This is a genomic window from Aquirufa nivalisilvae (assembly GCF_003143535.1).
Lineage (GTDB): Bacteria > Bacteroidota > Bacteroidia > Cytophagales > Spirosomataceae > Aquirufa > Aquirufa nivalisilvae.
Window position 1 is genome coordinate 1775841 of record NZ_CP029346.1, and the last position, 17183, is coordinate 1793023.

The window sequence follows — 17183 nt, forward strand, 5'->3', positions numbered from 1 at the left end:
ACCATGCAAAATTACCTTCCCATATTTATTTTAATTCCTCTGGCAGGTTTTTTGATAAGCTTAGTCTTACCTAAAAACGACGAGGGTAAAATATCCTATACAGCGTTTGGTACTCTAGGAGTACAATTGCTTATAGCTACATTATTTGTTGCCAACTGGATATTTTTAGGTGCTCCAGAATGGCAAATGACAAGTTGGATTCTGTTTAAAAACAGTGATTATGTATTCCAACTTGATTTTCTATTTGATTATATCACCAGTGTATATCTTCTGGTAGGAGCTATTTTAACCTTTTTGGTTACTCTGTATTCCCGATATTACTTACACCGTGAACCTGGATATAAGCGCTTTTTTAACACCACGCTTTTCTTTTATTTAGGATATAGCATCACCATTTTGGCAGGAAATATGGAAACCTTGTTCATTGGTTGGGAGATGCTTGGTATTTCATCCTTTTTATTAATTTCCTTTTATCGAGAGCGCTATTTACCCGTTAAAAATGCGGTAAAGGTGTTTTCTATCTATCGAATAGGCGACGTAGGTATCATTTTAGCCATGTGGGCGAGCCACCATTTATGGCATCAAAACATTACTTTTTCGCAATTAAACAATGCCGAATTGGTCCATGAACATTTGCAAACGCATAGCTTTATAGGTGTTTTTATTTCCTTGATGCTTCTCGTTTCTGCCAGTGCGAAATCAGCCCAATTACCATTTTCATCTTGGCTTCCCAGAGCCATGGAAGGCCCAACTCCTTCAAGTGCCATTTTTTATGGGTCTTTGTCGGTACATATCGGTGTCTTTTTAATGTTGAGAACATTTCCTTTTTGGGAACATCAAATTTCCATTCGTATTCTCATTGCAGCCATGGGATTGATTACAGCCGTGATTGCCACAGGAATAGCTCGGGTACAATCATCTGTGAAAAGTCAGATTGCCTATTCTTCCATAGCTCAAATTGGATTGATTTTCATTGAGATATCGCTTGGATTTGAAAAATTAGCCCTGTTTCACTTTGCAGGAAATGCATTTTTGAGAACTTACCAATTGTTGGTTTCTCCATCCGTAGTTAGTTATTTGATTCGGGAACAATTTTATCATTTTGAACCAAAAGATAAGACTGTGGAAGATTCCTTTCCAGATAAAATCCAAAATACCTTGTATTTACTATGTTTGAAAGAATGGAATTTAGACTCCATCATGTATCAATATTTATGGAATCCCATGAAATGGGCAGGAAACAAGCTTAATTTCTTGACTGTCAAAAGGTTAATTGGAATTTTTGTTCCCATATTATTAGGTATTTTTATTGTCAAAGAAGGAAATTACTTCAACAATGACTGGACTCTTTACATGCCAGTTATACTAGGGTCAATTGGATTAATATTTGTATTGAAATCTTTCACACAAAGAAGAAGTCTGCGTTTAAGCTGGATTTTGGTTATCATTAACCACATAACCATCGCTTTAGCCATTTCATTCAATGAAAGTTATGATAGCAAAGAAACGTGGATCTATTTAAGCGGTATACTCATTGCGGGTTTGGTTGGATACGCTTGTATCATGCGATTATTCCGACTTGAAGGTAAAATACTCTTGAATCGTTTTCATGGACTTTCTGCAGACCATCCTAAAATAGCCTTGGTGTTTCTATTGGCTTGTTTAGGTTTGACAGGATTTCCTATTACACCTACATTTATTGGAGAAGATGTTATTTTCTCACACATTCATGAAGACCAATTTGCTTTAGCAGCAGTGGTTTCACTGAGTTTCATACTGGATGGACTTTCCATTATGCGGATTTATGCCCGAATATTTATGGGACCTAATTCTAAAACGCATACTGAATTTTCTAACCGATATTTTTAACAAAACCCAATACAATCCGTGTTTGCTAGCGAGCCCCAAAAGGGTTCGCTTTTTTTTTGAAAAATAGCAAGATAGAATTGAACAATTTCAAAATATGAATATCTTTAAGTTTACAAACAAATTCATAATTTATGAAGGTTCTAAAAGCAAATCCAAAGTACATTTGGATGCTTTTTATTTTGTTAACCCCTGTGAGCATATTTGGACAATCCATTGAATCTTGGATTTCACTTCCAAAGAGCAAGCAGATGTTCCAGAAAATGCCAAATATAGCCTGGGACGCAAGTAATAACAGAAATCAAACAGAACCAATCAAATTAAATCTTACAACCTTCGATCAAACTATCGATGGATTTGGATATACCTTAACAGGTGGAAGTGCCCATTTAATTCAGGCCCTAAATAAGGCCAAGAAGAAAGAGCTCTTAGATGAGCTCTTTGGAAATAAGCCAGGGCAATTAAATTTGTCCGTTCTACGAATTAGTATTGGCTCTTCAGATATGGATGAAAAGGTATTTTCATATGATGATGTGCCAACTGGTAAAGAAGATTATTCCCTTCAATTGTTTAGTTTACAAGAAGAACAAAAAGCACTTATTCCTCTTTTAAAAGAGATTCTGGCCATCAATCCCCAAATAAAACTATTTGCTACTCCCTGGAGTCCGCCAACTTGGATGAAAGATAATCAGGACTCTAAAGGAGGTAAATTACTTCTCAAGTACTACGATGTTTATGCTCGGTATTTCGTCAGATACATTCAAGAGATGAAAAAATTAGGCATTACGATTCATGCTATTACTCCACAAAATGAACCGCTTCATCCTGGTAACAACCCCAGTTTGCTCATGACGGCAGAAGATCAATTGGTATTTATTCGAGATTATTTGGGGCCTCAGTTTCAAAAAAACAGTATTTCCACAAAAATCATCTGTTACGATCATAATTGCGATAAACCCGAGTATCCCATTACCATTTTAAATGACCCAAAAGCTAGACAGTATATCGATGGATCAGCTTTTCATTTATACAACGGGGATATTAGTGCATTAGCACAAGTAAGGACAAAGCATCCAGATAAAAACCTCTATTTCACAGAACAATGGACAGGAGTGAAAGGTGATTTTTATGGAGATTTTATGTGGCATATAAAAAACGTGGTCATTGGCGCTTTAAATCAAGGTGCTAAAACAGCTTTGGAATGGAATTTAGCAAATGACAAAAACTTAGGGCCGCATAGCACTGGAGGTTGTACTGAATGTTTGGGAGCAATTACCATCGACAAAGGAATCCAACGCAATGTGGCTTATTACATTATGGCACAAGCTTCTTCATTTATCCCTGCAGGTTCTAAACGAATTAAAATTAACTCATTAGCCCATTTACCCATGGTTGCCATTCTTAGACCCGATAAGAAAATCTGTTTATTGGTTCAAAATGAAGGTCCTGAAAAACAAAAATTACCCATTCAATACCTAAATAAAACGGTAGACCTAGATATTCCAGGTTCTTCTGTTTCAACTTTTTTATTCAAGCTATGAAAACATTCAACATTAATCGAAGACATTTTTTAAAAGGTGCCACAGCCAGTTTGGCCATGTCTCAATTCGGTGCTTATGGACTTGATTTGATTCATCCTGACAAACCATTACGTGTGGCCTTGATTGGAACAGGTTGGTATGGAAAGAGTGACCTATTCCGACTTATCCAAGTAGTGCCTGTCGAAGTGATAGCCCTTTGTGATGTCGATAAAAACCAATTAAACCAAGCTGGTAAATTGGTGAGTGAACGTCAAAAATCCGGTAAAGTACCCCGTCTTTATGGTGATTATCGGAAGCTATTAAGCGAAAACGAATTGGATATTGTTTTGATTGGAAGTCCAGATCATTGGCATCCATTACAAATGATTGAGGCGGTCAAAGCAGGAGCAAATGTCTATGTTCAAAAACCAATTTCGGTGGATGTATTGGAAGGTGAGGCCATGGTAGCTGCCGCAAGGAAATATGGTAAAGTCGTTCAAGTTGGTACACAAAGAAAAAGTACCCCTCATTTAATTCACGCTAAAAAAGAAATCATTGATAAAGGTCTTTTAGGAAAAGTTGCCCATGTGGAAATGTACTGTTATTATCACATGAGAAATAATGGTAATCCACCAGTTCAAGCTGTTCCAGACTATTTTGATTATGAGATGTGGACTGGACCAGCCCCTATGAGACCATATGATGGAAGTCCACATATCCGTTGGTGGAGAACATTCAAGGAATATGGCAATGGCATTATGGGCGACATGTGTATCCACATGTTTGATACTGCCCGCTGGATGCTCGATTTAGGCTGGCCAAAGCGCATCAGCTCTCAAGGAGGTATTTATGTTCAAAAAGAAGGGAAATCCAATATTTCTGATACACAATCTGCCGTTTTTGAATACGATGGCCTAAACTGCGTATGGCAACACCGTACTTGGGGAACACCCAATGATCCTGAATATCCTTGGGGATTAACCATTTATGGAGAAAAAGGTACGCTACGTGCCAGCACCATGAAATATGATTTTACTCCTGTAGATTCCAAGCAAAAAAGTTTGCACATGGATGTGGTGTACGAAAAAGAAAAATATCCAGAAGATTTAACAGAAGAGCGAATTGAGCTTAATGCTGCTCCAGCTACGCGTTTGCATATGTTGGATTTCTTAGCAGCCATTGATAAAAAATCCAAGCCAATCGCGGATATTGGAGAGGGACATATTTCTACAGCTAGTTGCCTGTTAGCTAATGTTTCCATGGACTTAGGAGGAAGACCTTTAATTTATGACCCAAGTGCCAAAATCATTGTTAATGATCCTCAGGCTACTGCTTTATTGGCCAGACCATATCGTGGACCATGGAACAGAAACATGTTAAAATCATAAATTAAGAACAAGAATGAAAAAGATATTTTATTCATTGGTACTTTGTTGCGCTGGCTTTATTGCTCGCGCCGATGTACAATTACCTGCTATCATTGGAGATCACATGGTCTTGCAACAAAAAAGTAAGGTTACCTTGTGGGGTTGGACTACGAATCCAACTGAAACGGTTAAGATCAATGTGGATTGGGATACAACTCATTTTAAAGCCAAAGCGGTTTTAGGAAAGTGGAGTATTCAAATTCCTACACCTGCTGCTGGAGGAAACCATCAAATTGAATTTCAGGGAAGCAAAAATTCCATAAAAGTCTCCGATGTGGTATTTGGAGAGGTTTGGGTTTTCTCTGGTCAAAGTAATATGGAGTGGAGCGGGGATCAAAATCTCCAAGAAAGCTTGGATGAAATGCCTAATGCCAACAATAAGGATATTCGATTTTTCTATATTCCGAAAGCTACATCTTCTTATCCACAAGAAGATGTCAGAGCACATTGGGTAGTCTGTAATCCCGAAGCTATGAAATCCTTTTCAGCCATTGGTTACTTTTTTGGTAAGGAATTAAACCAAAAGTTAGGTGTACCTATGGGATTAATTAATTCCAATTGGGGAGGAACACCCGCAGAAGTTTGGACTCCAGAGGATATATTAGCTAAAAAAACTAATCTGTGGGAAGCCGCTAAACAATTGAGACCTAATTCTTTTTGGTCCATTTATCCCGGCTTAAATTACAACGCCATGATTGCGCCTATCACTTCTTATACCATTGCAGGAGCCTTGTGGTATCAAGGAGAAAGTAATGTAGGACAATATAAAACCTATGCCGAACTGATGGAAACCATGATTAGCTCATGGAGAACAGCATTCAAGAATAACTTTCCGTTTTATTTTGCACAAATTGCCCCTTATTCCAAATATGGAGAAAATAACTTTGGAGCAAAATTGAGAGAAGCTCAAACGAAAAATTTGGGCTTAGAAAAGACAGCCATGGTGGTTTTGAGTGATTTAGTTCCCGATGTGAGCAACATTCACCCAACACAAAAAATTGAAGTCGCACATCGTTTTGCAAGTTTGGCATTAGTGAAAAATTATGGCCAAGAAGCTGGCCCTATCTTTTACCCTAAATACGACAGACATCGGGTAGAAAAGGGCAAAATCCGCATTTATTTTAGAGAATTAAATGGCAAATTAGTTGCCAAAGGTGGAGATCCATCTCATTTAATGATTGCAGGAGAAGATCAGAAATTCTATCCAGCCCAAGGCAAAATTGATGGAAATACACTTGTAGTTTCATCCCCAGACGTTCCTAATCCAGTAGCTGTTCGATATTCATTTACCAACGATGCCATACCTAATTTATTTAGTCGAGAAGGATTACCTGTTAATCTTTTCCGTACCGATAATTGGGATAATTAAACAAATCAACAAAAGCCTATTCTATATCCATGAAAAAAATCTTTCTTTACTTATTAGCCTGTAGTAGTTTTTCAAGTTTTGCACAGCAAACCAACGCACAATTATATGAGGATTTACAATCCATTCAAGTTTTAGGAACTGTTCTGCACGTTGCAGCGCATCCCGACGATGAAAGTACACACATGTTGACTTGGTTTGCGCAAGAACAGCATTGGGAAGCCAATTATTTCTCTTGTACTCGAGGTGATGGAGGACAAAACTTAATTGGAGATGAACAGGGCGTTCCATTGGGTTTATTAAGAACTCAAGAGTTACTTGCCGCTAGAAAAATAGATGGGGCTCATCAATATTTTTCTCAAGCTTTGGATTTTGGCTTTTCTAAATCCACGGATGAAGCACTAAGTACATGGAATCATGAACTAATATTGTCCAATCTAGTATGGGTAATTCGGAAATTACAACCTGATATTATATTCACCAGATTCCCTCCCGATGCTCGAGCTGGCCATGGACACCATTCTGCATCAGCTGCTTTAGCCATTGAGGCATATACTGCAGCAGCAGATCCCAAGCGCTTTCCTGAGCAATTAAGCAGGGGAGTGCAAACCTGGCAAGCAAAACGCTTACTTTGGAATACATTCCGTTTTCCTGGTTCAGCTAACAATACCATCAATGAAAACCAGTTTAAAATCCAAATTGGGAATTATTTGCCAGCTCTAGGCGTAAGTACTGGTGAATTGGCTGCTTTAAGCAGAAGCCAACATAAGTGCCAAGGCTTCGGATTTGCTGCTGATAGAGGATTAAGCACCGAATACTTTGAAACCTTAGCAGGAGAGGCTCCAAAACAACAATTGTGGGATGGTGTTTCAACTTCCTGGTCAAGAATTACAGGTTCGGAATCAGTAGAAGCTCAGTTGAAAGATATCATTCAATCATATCAGTGGGAAAAGCCTTATGCCAGTGTAAAAGCCATGATTGCTTTGAAAAAATCCATTGAAGCTCTACCTAAATCGACCTATCAGCAGAAGAAACTGGTTCAAGTAAATAACTGGATTTTGAAAGCCGCAGCTTTATATGTTTCAGGAACGACTCAGCAAAGCACCATTGCGACGGGTGATACCATGAATTTCAAAACTGAAATTATTCTAAGAAGCCCATTGACATTAGAAAATGTTCAAGTAAAAGTGCTTCAAAAAGACACCACATTTGCTGGTAAAATAAATAGTTCAAGAAAACTTATTTGGTCTTCTAAAATACCTGTAAATCAAGCTTATACACAACCATATTGGTTACAAAAAGCAAGAAATTCAGGCAATTTTGTAGTAGAAGATCCTATGAAAATTGGACAAGCAGATGTAGATCCAGCTGTTACGGTTCAACTAAGCTTTCAATTAGAAGGTGAAACTTTTCGTCTAGAAAAATCCATTCAACAAATGTTTGTGGATCCAGTAAAAGGAGAGATTTATCAGCCTATTGCCATTACTCCTAAAAGTGTTTTCTCGTTAAGTTCTAACGTGCTTTTATTGCCCATCGGCTCTAAAGCAAATAAAAGTACCTTAGTGAATATTACTGCGATGTCCACAATAAGCCCGGGTAGTGTTCAAATTAAAAATGAATTAGGAGAAACCTTGGCCAATATTTCATTGGAGAAAGGATTAAAAAAAGGGGAGAAAAGATCCTTTGATATATCATTTCAAGAATCTTCTTTGAAAGGAACTGGAAAAATTCATCACCAATTATCCTTAGCTTACTCCACGGAGAAAGGAAACTGGATTGACTCTTTAGAACTTCACACCATTGAATATGCTCATATTCCAACACAGCGATATTTTACGGGAGTAGGTTTGGATATTATTCATAGCCCAATTCTTAGTAAAGGGAAACGCATAGGCTACATTCGCGGGGCAGGAGATAAGGTTCCTGAAGCTTTATCACAAATGGGCTATCAAGTAGACTTCTTGAAAGAAAGTGATTTGAAATTTGAATCTTTAAAGAAATATGATGCCGTCGTGACTGGGGTTAGAGCCTACAATACGGAAGATTATTTAGGCAATGCACATCCTGAATTGATGAAATACATCGAGAATGGAGGTAATTATGTCGTTCAATATAATACTGCCAGTTTTTTAGGTCCAATGAAGTCTCAGATGGCTCCTTATCCATTTCAAGTGGGGCGCTCAAGAATTACTCGAGAAAATGCTCAGCCCGAATTTTTACTAGCAAATCATGCTGTATTTAATCAACCCAATAAAATCTCAGTTGATGATTTCCAAGGTTGGGTACAGGAACGCAGCATTTATTTAGGAGAATCCAATGATCCCCATGTGGAATTTCCATTGGGTTTTACAGATCCAGGTGAAAAACTTGAAAAAGGAAATATTGCCATTGCCAAATATGGTAAAGGTCGATTCATATATACTGGACTAGTTTTCTTCCGTGAATTACCTGCTGGCATACCAGGAGCATATCGCTTATTTGCTAATTTAATCAGTAACCCCAATAGTAAATGAAAGTAAGCATTCCAGGGATAGCTTGTCTCGCGTTTATATTGATAGTTCATGTCAATGTCATCGCACAAACCTATTCTTTTCCCATTATTAGAACAGAGAAAATTCAAATTGCGAGGGATTCCTATGGAGTCCCTCATATTTTTGCCCCAACGGATCCTGAAGTAGCCTATGGATTGGCTTGGGCACATGCAGAAGATGATTTTAAGACCATACAAACTTTAATTCTAACTGGAAAAGGCAAATTGGGTACCTATTTAGGAAAGAAAGGGGCACCCGTGGATTATGTATTTGGCCTACTTCAAACTAAAAAATTGGTGGAAGAGCAAATTAGCACGATGGACCCAAAATTCATTATGCTTATCAAAGGATACTTGTTAGGTTTAACTGCCTATGCAGAAGCTCATCCTAAAGAAGTCTTAAATAAACATGTTTTTCCGATCAGTGTAGAGGAATATTTATCCACCACCGTTTTTTCAGTAGCCGTATTTTGTGGAGTAGAAAGGACATTGCCTAAACTTCTCAATGGTAGTATTGCCACGTTACCAGGATTTACAGGAGAAGGAAGTAATTCTTTCGCAATTCATTCCTCCAAATCCGAAAGTGGCGAAAATATGCTAGTGATAAATGCGCACCAACCTATTGAAGGAGCTACCGCATTCTATGAGGCACATTTACAGAGTGAGGAAGGCTGGAATATGTTAGGTGGCTTATTTCCTGGTGCCCCATTAATTTTTCACGGAACTAGTCCTAATCTAGCATGGGCGCATACGGTTAACTTTCAAGATAAAATAGATGTCTATCAATTAAAAACCGATTCCAAACATCCAGGAATGTATCTAGTGGATGGCGAATGGTTGCCTTTGGAAAAAAGAAAAATCAAGCTAAAAATCAAAGGTCTCCCTATTTCTATCAGCAAAATGGCTTATCGTTCCATCTATGGCCCAACCGTCAAGGGCCCACAAGGTGCCTATTTTTCGATGCGATTACCTTCTTTGATGGATTCCAAATCGTTGGAACAATGGTATCACATGAACAAGGCCAATAATTTCGGTGAATTCAAAAAAGCCTTGGAAGAAAATCATTTGGCCATGTTTAATATACTTTATGCAGACAAAGAAAGTAACATTTTCTATGTTTCCAATGGTAAAATGCCCTTTCGGAATCCAGATAAACAGTTTAATTGGGCATCTACTATAGCTGGAAATACCAAAGCCAGTTTGTGGACTTCCTTCAAACCATTTTCTGCTTTACCTCAATACCATAATCCTAAAAGTGGATATTTATTTAATACCAATCATTCTCCCTTCTTGGCAACTACAGATCAGGAAAATCTGAATCCCAAGGATTTTGATGCCAATGATGGCTATGAATTATATCACAACAACCGAAGTGCCCGAGCTAAGGAATTATTGGATGCGGAGGACAAAATCAGTTACACAGAATTAAAGCGGATCAAATTTGACAGACAATTACCAAAGAAGATCTTGTTTCCTTATGGATATAAAGCCGATTCCTTGTTTTTGCTAAATGCTGCCCAATATCCACATATTCAACCATTAATTGAAAAATTGCAAGCTTGGGATCATGTGGCCTCACCTCAAAGTCAGGGAGCTTTGATTTATTTGATGGCTTATTATCAAGTGCCTAAAATCATGGCAGGTCGACAAGATCAAACATTAACTTCAGCAGAAGCAGTTCAAGTATTTGAATATATTCAAAAGACTTTAATGCAACATTTCAAGCGCACAGATTTGGCGCTAGGTGATGTACAACGACTTGTTAGAGGAAAAGAAAATTGGGCACAAGGGGGTATGCCCGATGTTTTAGCGGCTGTTATGTCCGTTGAGATGGAAGGTGGAAAAAGAAGAATGAATAGTGGAGATGCTTATATCCAATTTGTCCGGTTCCCCAAAGATGGAGGACTTCCGTTTATTGAATCAATCAATACTTTTGGTGCAAGTTCTAATCCTACTAGTCCTCATTTTGCTGACCAAAGACCTCTTTACCAAGCTCAACAAGTTAAACCGATGACACTAGATAAAAAAACGGTGCTTGATCAAGCAAAGAGGGTGTATCATCCGGAGTAATTAATGTAGAATGAAAAATGTAGAATGTAAAATAGCTGCTTATTTAGATATTTCTCTTCATTGTCTAGGAAGTAATAATTCTACATTCTTAATTCTTCATTCTACATTCTAATACCTATAAAACCCTTCTCCTGATTTTTCACCTAGTTTTCCGGCATCTACATAGGTTTTTAACAAGGCAGCAAAGGCTTTCGAATTAGCATCTGGCAATTGATGGGTGACATGCCAAGCTGTATCTAGACCAATGGAATCCAAAATGGCAAAAGGACCCATAGGTGCATGAAAATTCACCATCCAAGATTTATCGATGTCCTCAATCGTTGCCACTTCATTCACTAATAGTTTTCCAGCAGCTCCCAAAAATGACAATAACATGGCATTAAATAGGTAGCCATGATTCTCTTTTTTAACTAAAACGGGTACTTGTTTGAGTCTCTTCCCAAAATCATCCAAAATGGGTATTAATTCAGCATCTGTTTCAGGATGCGGCATAATGTCCACGATTTTAGAGTAAAATACATCGTGAAAATGAAAAGCACAAAAACGGGTGGGACGCCCTGTAAATGCAGCCAAAGAGGAGGGAAGTAGATAAGAAGTATTAGTCGTAAATATCGTTTTTTCAGGAGCAATTTGAGCCATTCTTGCCCATACTTGTTGTTTAAGTGCTAAATCTTCCGTGACGGACTCTGAAATGATATCGGCCTCAGCAACTGCCTCCTCATCATTTAATGTATAGCTCAATCGATTTAAAGCAGCGGCAATTTCATCTTTTGAATATGTTTCAGCAGCAAAAAGTCCCTTAGCAATCTTGGAAATCATCTTTTGAGAAAGAATAAATGATTCCTCTTTGATGTCATAAATTTTAACCCAAAAACCCGATAAAGCAGCTTGAAAACCAATTCGGCTGCCAAGAGTACCTGCACCTAAAATACATACATGTTTGATTTCCATATTAAATCCGATGAGTTAGAATACTTTGAACAGCTAATTTTCCACAGGCTTTGACAACGTGAATCAAAGCCGCAAAGCGAGGATCAGGAGCAAAACCTTGTACATGTCTTTGGTAAATTTGTTGAGCAATTACGCCCACTTTAAATAAGCCAAATGCATAATAAAAATGTATATTATCTAGATTCAATGCACTCTTTTGAGCATAATATTCGATTACTTCCGCACGAGTAAAATTCCCTTCTGCATAGGATAAATTGAACATTTTTAAAATCTCAGGATCATTTGCCTCCGCCCAATAGGCCAACACCGTTCCTAAATCCATTAATGGATCTCCCACAGTGGCCATTTCCCAATCAAGTACTGCTTTAATTTCAGGTTGCTCAAAATTGGATAATACCAAATTATCGTATTTGAAATCATTATGAATGAATCCAATATGCTCTTCAATAGGAATATGATCTTGTAACCAAGCTGCCAAATGATTCATATCCAAGATTTCTTCTGTCTCGGCCTTGGAATAGCGATCTGCCCAACCATGAACCTGCCTAGCAACAAATCCTTCTGGCTTTCCTAAATTTCCCAAACCTGATTTCTCAAGTTCCAATTGGTGTAACTCCAGCAATACATCCAATGATTTGGCTGAAAGCTGTTTAAAAAAATGAGGCGAAAGATGGAGTCCTTCCGGCATTTTATTGCGTAAAATAGGACCCTCTACATGTTCCATGATGAAAAAGGGTGCATCCCAAATGCTCTCGTCCTCACAACAGAGAATTGGTTTAGGTATTTTCTGATATCCTGCTCTTTCTAAGGCTTCCAAAATTCTAAATTCTCTGGCCATATCATGCGCTTTGGATATTTTCTTTCCCAAAGGTGGCCTCCGCAAAACCCATTTTTTACCAAGAGCTTCTAATCCAAAGGTTAAATTTGAGAAACCTCCTTTAAATGGCTTTAACTGAATTTCTGAAACGGGAACATGTAAATGATCCGATAAGTATTCCAATAAAGAAGAATTGGCTAAATCGTTCATCGAGCGGCATAAGATTGAATAATTCTTTTCGCTAATACAGTCTTATGAACTTCATCAGGACCATCATAGATTTTTGCTCCTCGTTCATGTCGATACCAAAAAGATAATAAGGTATCATCCGTGATTCCCAGTGCACCATGCACTTGAATTGCTTTATCAATCACTCGCATCAAGACATTAGAAACATAAAACTTGATGGTAGAAATATCCTCTTTGGCAGCCTTAGCACCATATTTTTCGATCAAATAGGCTGTTTGCAAAACCATCAAACGAGATGCCTTTATTTCTGCAGCACTTTCAGCAATACCATGCTGAATGCTTTGTTGATCTGCTAATACATGGTTTGGATTTAATTCCCTAGTTGCCGCTCTTTTGCATGTTAATTCCAACACCCTTTCACAAATTCCAATCCAGCGCATACAATGATGTATTCTACCCGGTCCTAATCTTTCCTGAGCTAAAGCAAAACCTGAGCCAGCTTCACCGATAAGATATGATTTATGAACTCGACAATCCTTAAATTCAACTTCTCCATGAGATAAATAATCTTCTCCAACATCACCCATAATAGGAATATTTCGAATCAGACGGTATCCTGGATTATCCAATGGTACTAAAATCATACTGGCCCTTTGATAAGGATTCGTATTGTCAGGATCCGTCACAGCCATCACAATAGTAAAATAAGCTCCGTCGGCAGAAGAGGTAAACCATTTATGTCCATTTATGACATATTCATCTCCATCCAATTCGGCTCGGGTGGAAAGGTGAATTGGATTACTTCCTGCATGCTCTGGTTCCGTCATTGCAAAACATGAACGTATTTCTCCTTTTTGTAATGGATGAAGGTATTTAACTTTCAAATCTTCAGATGCAAATCGGTGCAGCAGTTCCATGTTTCCAATATCTGGCGCCTGACAATTGAACACAAAATGTCCAATGGGACTTTGACCTAATACTTCTGATATTGAGGCAAACTCCAATAGACTAAGACCTATTCCCCCTTCCTTTACAGATAGGTGTGGGGCAAATAATCCTTCCAACTTAGCTTTACGCCTTAATTCATGTAAAGCAGGTAAATGAGCCTTAAATGAACCATAAATCGCGCCTTGTTCTAGCGGTTTAAGATGTTCTTGGACAAATTGCTGGTAACGAGGCAAAAGCTTGGAAACTCGTTCTGATAAAAATATAGATGGTATTGATTCCATAGGGTTTAAATCGTAAATCCGCCATCGGCAGTCAAAACGGTGCCTGTTGTATATGAAGATGCCTCAGAAGCCAAATAAAGGGCAGCTGCGGCTATTTCATCGGGTTTACCCACACGCTTGATAGACAGGCTTTTCATCATGTGTTTTAATATATGTTCATTATCCCAAAGTGCTTCTGAGAATTTTGTTTTGATTAATCCAGGACAAATAGTATTGACACGAATGCCATGTTCTCCCCATTCCTTGGCAAATACTTCTGTCATGGAAATTAAGGCGGCTTTACTGACACTGTATATACCTAAACCAGGCTCTGGAGATAATCCACCAATGGATGAAATATTAATCACTGAAGCACCATCTGATTTTTTAAGGTATGGAAAGCAGATCTTCATCAATTGAAAAGGAGCTTTTAAATTCACTTCAATGATTTTATCAAAGGCTTCTAAGCTAGTATCTTCAACAGGACCAAAAACTGGATTTGTTGCGGCATTATTTACCACGATATCCAATTGCCCATACAACTCGATCGTCTGATCTACCAAAGCTTGTAATTCATCCATATGTCCTACATGGCAGGCAATTGCTTCCACCAACAATCCTTTTTCTCGAAGCTCTAATGCCATCTCATCCAAAGACTCTTGTCTTCTGCTACTAATGACCACTTTGGCGCCAGCTTGAGCAAATGCCTCCGCTATACTTAAACCAATGCCTTTACTAGCTCCTGTGATTAAAGCGACTTTTCCCTCCAAGGAAAATAAAGTAAATGGGTGCATAAATATTATTTTGTTAAGAAACAATTTAAGCATTCTAAGCAAGACTTAGATAGTCTTTCAATGATTTTTTTTATATTCCTTTTTAATTCTTCTTACCAATTTATAGCGAGATGAAACAAGTCATTTTTGAACAAACTGGATTACCGAAAGATGTACTAAGATTGGTTGATGCACCCATGCCTGAACCCAAAGCTCATGAAGTTAGAATTCAAGTGCTTGCTAGAAACATCAATCCATCTGACATCATGTTTATTCAAGGTCGATATGGCATTCAGCCGAAACTACCAAGTAGTGCAGGATTTGAGGCTGTCGGAATCATTGAAAGCACCGATAGCTTGCAAACGTATCCTGTGGGTACTCGCGTATTATTTACGGCTTTAGGTACTTGGAAAGAATATGTTTGCGCCCCAGTCAACTCCGTGGTTCCTGTTCCTGTCAATATGTCAAATGAAATTGCATGTCAGGCTTTTATCAATCCATTAACAGCCTATGCCATGTTAGAAGAAAGTGGATTGAAAGAAGGTGATAAACTATTGATTACAGCAGGAGCGTCAGCTTGGGGTAAATTAGTGATACAAATGGCCAAACAAAAAGGTATTTGGGTAGCAGCTACCGTTCGACAAGATTCTCAAAAGGAACTTTTATATCAAATGGGGGCTGATTTGGTGATTAATACAGATAATGAGAAAGTTGGTGGTATAATGAGAGAAAATGCTCCCCATGGAGTTAAAGCAATTTTTGATGCAGTAGGAGGAGAATTAGCGGGCAAAATCCTATCTAGTTTAGAAATAGGAGGGACTATGTACGTATTTGGCTCTCTTAGCTTAAACAACATTCCATTGAACTCTGGACTTCTCATTTTTAAAAACCTGACGATCAAAGGATTTTGGTTAACTAGTTGGATGGAAAACACTAGTCCCCAAATGCAAAAAACAGCCATTAAGACTGTTTTTGAGCACTTGAGTAAAGAAAGTATTCAAGTTGATGTTGCGAGCTCTTACCCATTAGAAAAATTCCAAGAAGCCATTCAAGCTTATGAAACTCCCGGAAGGAATGGGAAGATTCTTTTAATGTAGAAAGAAGAATGTAAAATGTAGAATTGTTATTTATCATACATGGAAAAGAAAGACCTAAATTACCCGTTATTCTACATTCTACATTCTACATTCTACATTCTACATTCTACATTCTACATTCTACATTCTTCATTCTACATTCTTCATTCTACATTCTTCATTCTACAACATCGCCATCACCGCATCATCTCCTTGCAGGGCATTGGATGGAATAGGATGCTGGGCATTGAAAACACGAAGTTCTTGATTCGTTAAAATGACCGATTTATTTTCATCCACTTCCCCTTTTTTATTTAAGATGAGGCTCATATCCAAACCTAAGTGCTTAGCTAAAAAAGGATATAAGGCCAATCGCTTATTCACTCCGTAATCGTGCACATCTTTGGCTAAGTGTACATTTTCTACTAAAGTCTCCTTTTGAAATAAAGAATAAATATGTTTGATAAAGGGATACTCCACGTTCGGAGTGTTCTTTGTCCAATCTGCCCCGTCTGAAATCAACAGCATGGGTCTAGGAGCAGTAAGAGAGGCTATTTCCACATTATTGGTTTGATATTCTCCTTTTTTGTGAATGGGCATTCCACTTTCACAATTACATCCTCCAAAGAAATGAGCAGAAACCATCACGCATGGTACAGCTACTTTAATTCGCTTATCTAAAGCAGCTAATAAAAAAGTCTGAGTGCCTCCACCGGATTCACCTGTCATACCTATACGTTCAGAATCTACTTGAGGTAAATTCATCAAAAAATCCAAGGCCCTTGTACCATTGATTGTCTGTAGCTTGAGTGACTTCTTGATATTATGTGTGCATTGTTGAGAATCACCATATCCAAGCATATCATATGCAAATACAATGGCACCCATACGGGCAAGCGTAGCACATCTCCTTTGAGTTTGTTCCCTAAATCTTCCTTCTGCTGCACCATCATGTCCATGTGTACATAAAATTCCAGGATAGCTTTTACCCGAAACTAACTCAGCTGGACGATATAGGTTACCAGTTACATAAAAACCAGGAATACTTTCAAAGGCTACATTTTCAATGGTATATCCATTGTATTCCTTTCTACTATGTATTATTGGCGTGGATTTTGGCGCTGCTGGCATTTTGTTCAACTCCATTCCCGTTTTGATCTGCTTAATAATTTGTTCTGAACGCTTATTCCATGCTTTAAGATTAGCAGGTATATGTTGTTCTAAAAATGCTTTCCCTTCGGCTTCTGTAAAATAGCCTCCTCGACAAAGCTCTGGTTCATCTCCCAAAGCCCAAGTAAATGACGATAGGCTAGCTGCTCCCAGACTAAGTCCGGCAGATTGAATAAAATGTCTACGATTAATTTTCATTGTATATAATAGGTTTAAATAA

The 17183-nt window shown here is 38.1% G+C and carries 12 protein-coding genes; 7 read left to right on the forward strand and 5 right to left on the reverse strand.

The features are described from left to right. The first annotated feature begins 3 nt into the window (after nt 1–3). The 6 genes from HME7025_RS07845 (at nt 4) to HME7025_RS07870 (ending at nt 10779) form a co-directional block, all read left to right on the forward strand. Nucleotides 4–1869 (forward strand): proton-conducting transporter transmembrane domain-containing protein, encoded by a 1866-nt coding sequence (locus HME7025_RS07845; protein WP_109323102.1) that lies wholly within the window; start codon nt 4–6, stop codon nt 1867–1869. 131 nt (nt 1870–2000) lie between these two features. Continuing rightward, a complete protein-coding gene (locus tag HME7025_RS07850; protein ID WP_109323103.1) occupies nt 2001–3407 on the forward strand; it encodes a glycoside hydrolase family 30 protein in 1407 nt (468 codons plus the stop codon). Beyond that, complete coding sequence (locus HME7025_RS07855) at nt 3404–4774, forward strand: Gfo/Idh/MocA family protein (RefSeq protein WP_109323104.1); 1371 nt, start codon at nt 3404–3406, stop codon at nt 4772–4774. The genes HME7025_RS07850 and HME7025_RS07855 overlap by 4 nt, the downstream gene beginning before the upstream one ends. Before the next feature lie 13 nt (nt 4775–4787). Further along, nucleotides 4788–6182 (forward strand): sialate O-acetylesterase, encoded by a 1395-nt coding sequence (locus tag HME7025_RS07860; RefSeq protein WP_109323105.1) that lies wholly within the window; start codon nt 4788–4790, stop codon nt 6180–6182. Between the two features lie 29 nt (nt 6183–6211). Then, complete coding sequence (locus HME7025_RS07865; RefSeq protein ID WP_109323106.1) at nt 6212–8692, forward strand: PIG-L family deacetylase; 2481 nt, start codon at nt 6212–6214, stop codon at nt 8690–8692. Further along, nucleotides 8689–10779, forward strand: coding sequence for a penicillin acylase family protein (locus HME7025_RS07870; RefSeq protein ID WP_109323107.1), 2091 nt, complete (start codon nt 8689–8691; stop codon nt 10777–10779). The genes HME7025_RS07865 and HME7025_RS07870 overlap by 4 nt, the downstream gene beginning before the upstream one ends. A 108-nt stretch (nt 10780–10887) precedes the next feature. Here HME7025_RS07870 and HME7025_RS07875 read toward each other — a convergent pair whose 3' ends face one another. The 4 genes from HME7025_RS07875 to HME7025_RS07890 are packed head-to-tail and all read right to left on the reverse strand — an operon-like array spanning nt 10888 to nt 14738. Further along, nucleotides 10888–11730 carry a 3-hydroxyacyl-CoA dehydrogenase gene (locus HME7025_RS07875; RefSeq protein ID WP_109323108.1) on the reverse strand — a complete coding sequence of 281 codons (843 nt, stop codon included), beginning with the start codon at nt 11728–11730 and terminating at the stop codon, nt 10888–10890. A gap of 1 nt (nt 11731) precedes the next feature. Next, nucleotides 11732–12757 carry a phosphotransferase family protein gene (locus HME7025_RS07880; protein ID WP_109323109.1) on the reverse strand — a complete coding sequence of 342 codons (1026 nt, stop codon included), beginning with the start codon at nt 12755–12757 and terminating at the stop codon, nt 11732–11734. After that, nucleotides 12754–13965: an acyl-CoA dehydrogenase family protein gene (locus tag HME7025_RS07885; protein WP_109323110.1), complete on the reverse strand. Its 1212-nt coding sequence runs from the start codon at nt 13963–13965 to the stop codon at nt 12754–12756. The genes HME7025_RS07880 and HME7025_RS07885 overlap by 4 nt, the downstream gene beginning before the upstream one ends. 5 nt (nt 13966–13970) lie before the next feature. Continuing rightward, nucleotides 13971–14738, reverse strand: coding sequence for a glucose 1-dehydrogenase (locus tag HME7025_RS07890; RefSeq protein WP_109323111.1), 768 nt, complete (start codon nt 14736–14738; stop codon nt 13971–13973). Between the two features lie 110 nt (nt 14739–14848). Between HME7025_RS07890 and HME7025_RS07895 the strand changes: the two genes are divergently transcribed. Continuing rightward, on the forward strand, nt 14849–15814 hold the full coding sequence (locus tag HME7025_RS07895) for a zinc-dependent alcohol dehydrogenase family protein (protein ID WP_109323112.1): 966 nt from the start codon (nt 14849–14851) through the stop codon (nt 15812–15814). 162 nt (nt 15815–15976) lie between these two features. On the opposite strand, the gene HME7025_RS07905 is transcribed toward HME7025_RS07895, so the two are convergent. Continuing rightward, complete coding sequence (locus tag HME7025_RS07905; RefSeq protein ID WP_109323114.1) at nt 15977–17161, reverse strand: alpha/beta hydrolase family protein; 1185 nt, start codon at nt 17159–17161, stop codon at nt 15977–15979. Nucleotides 17162–17183: the final 22 nt, after the last annotated feature.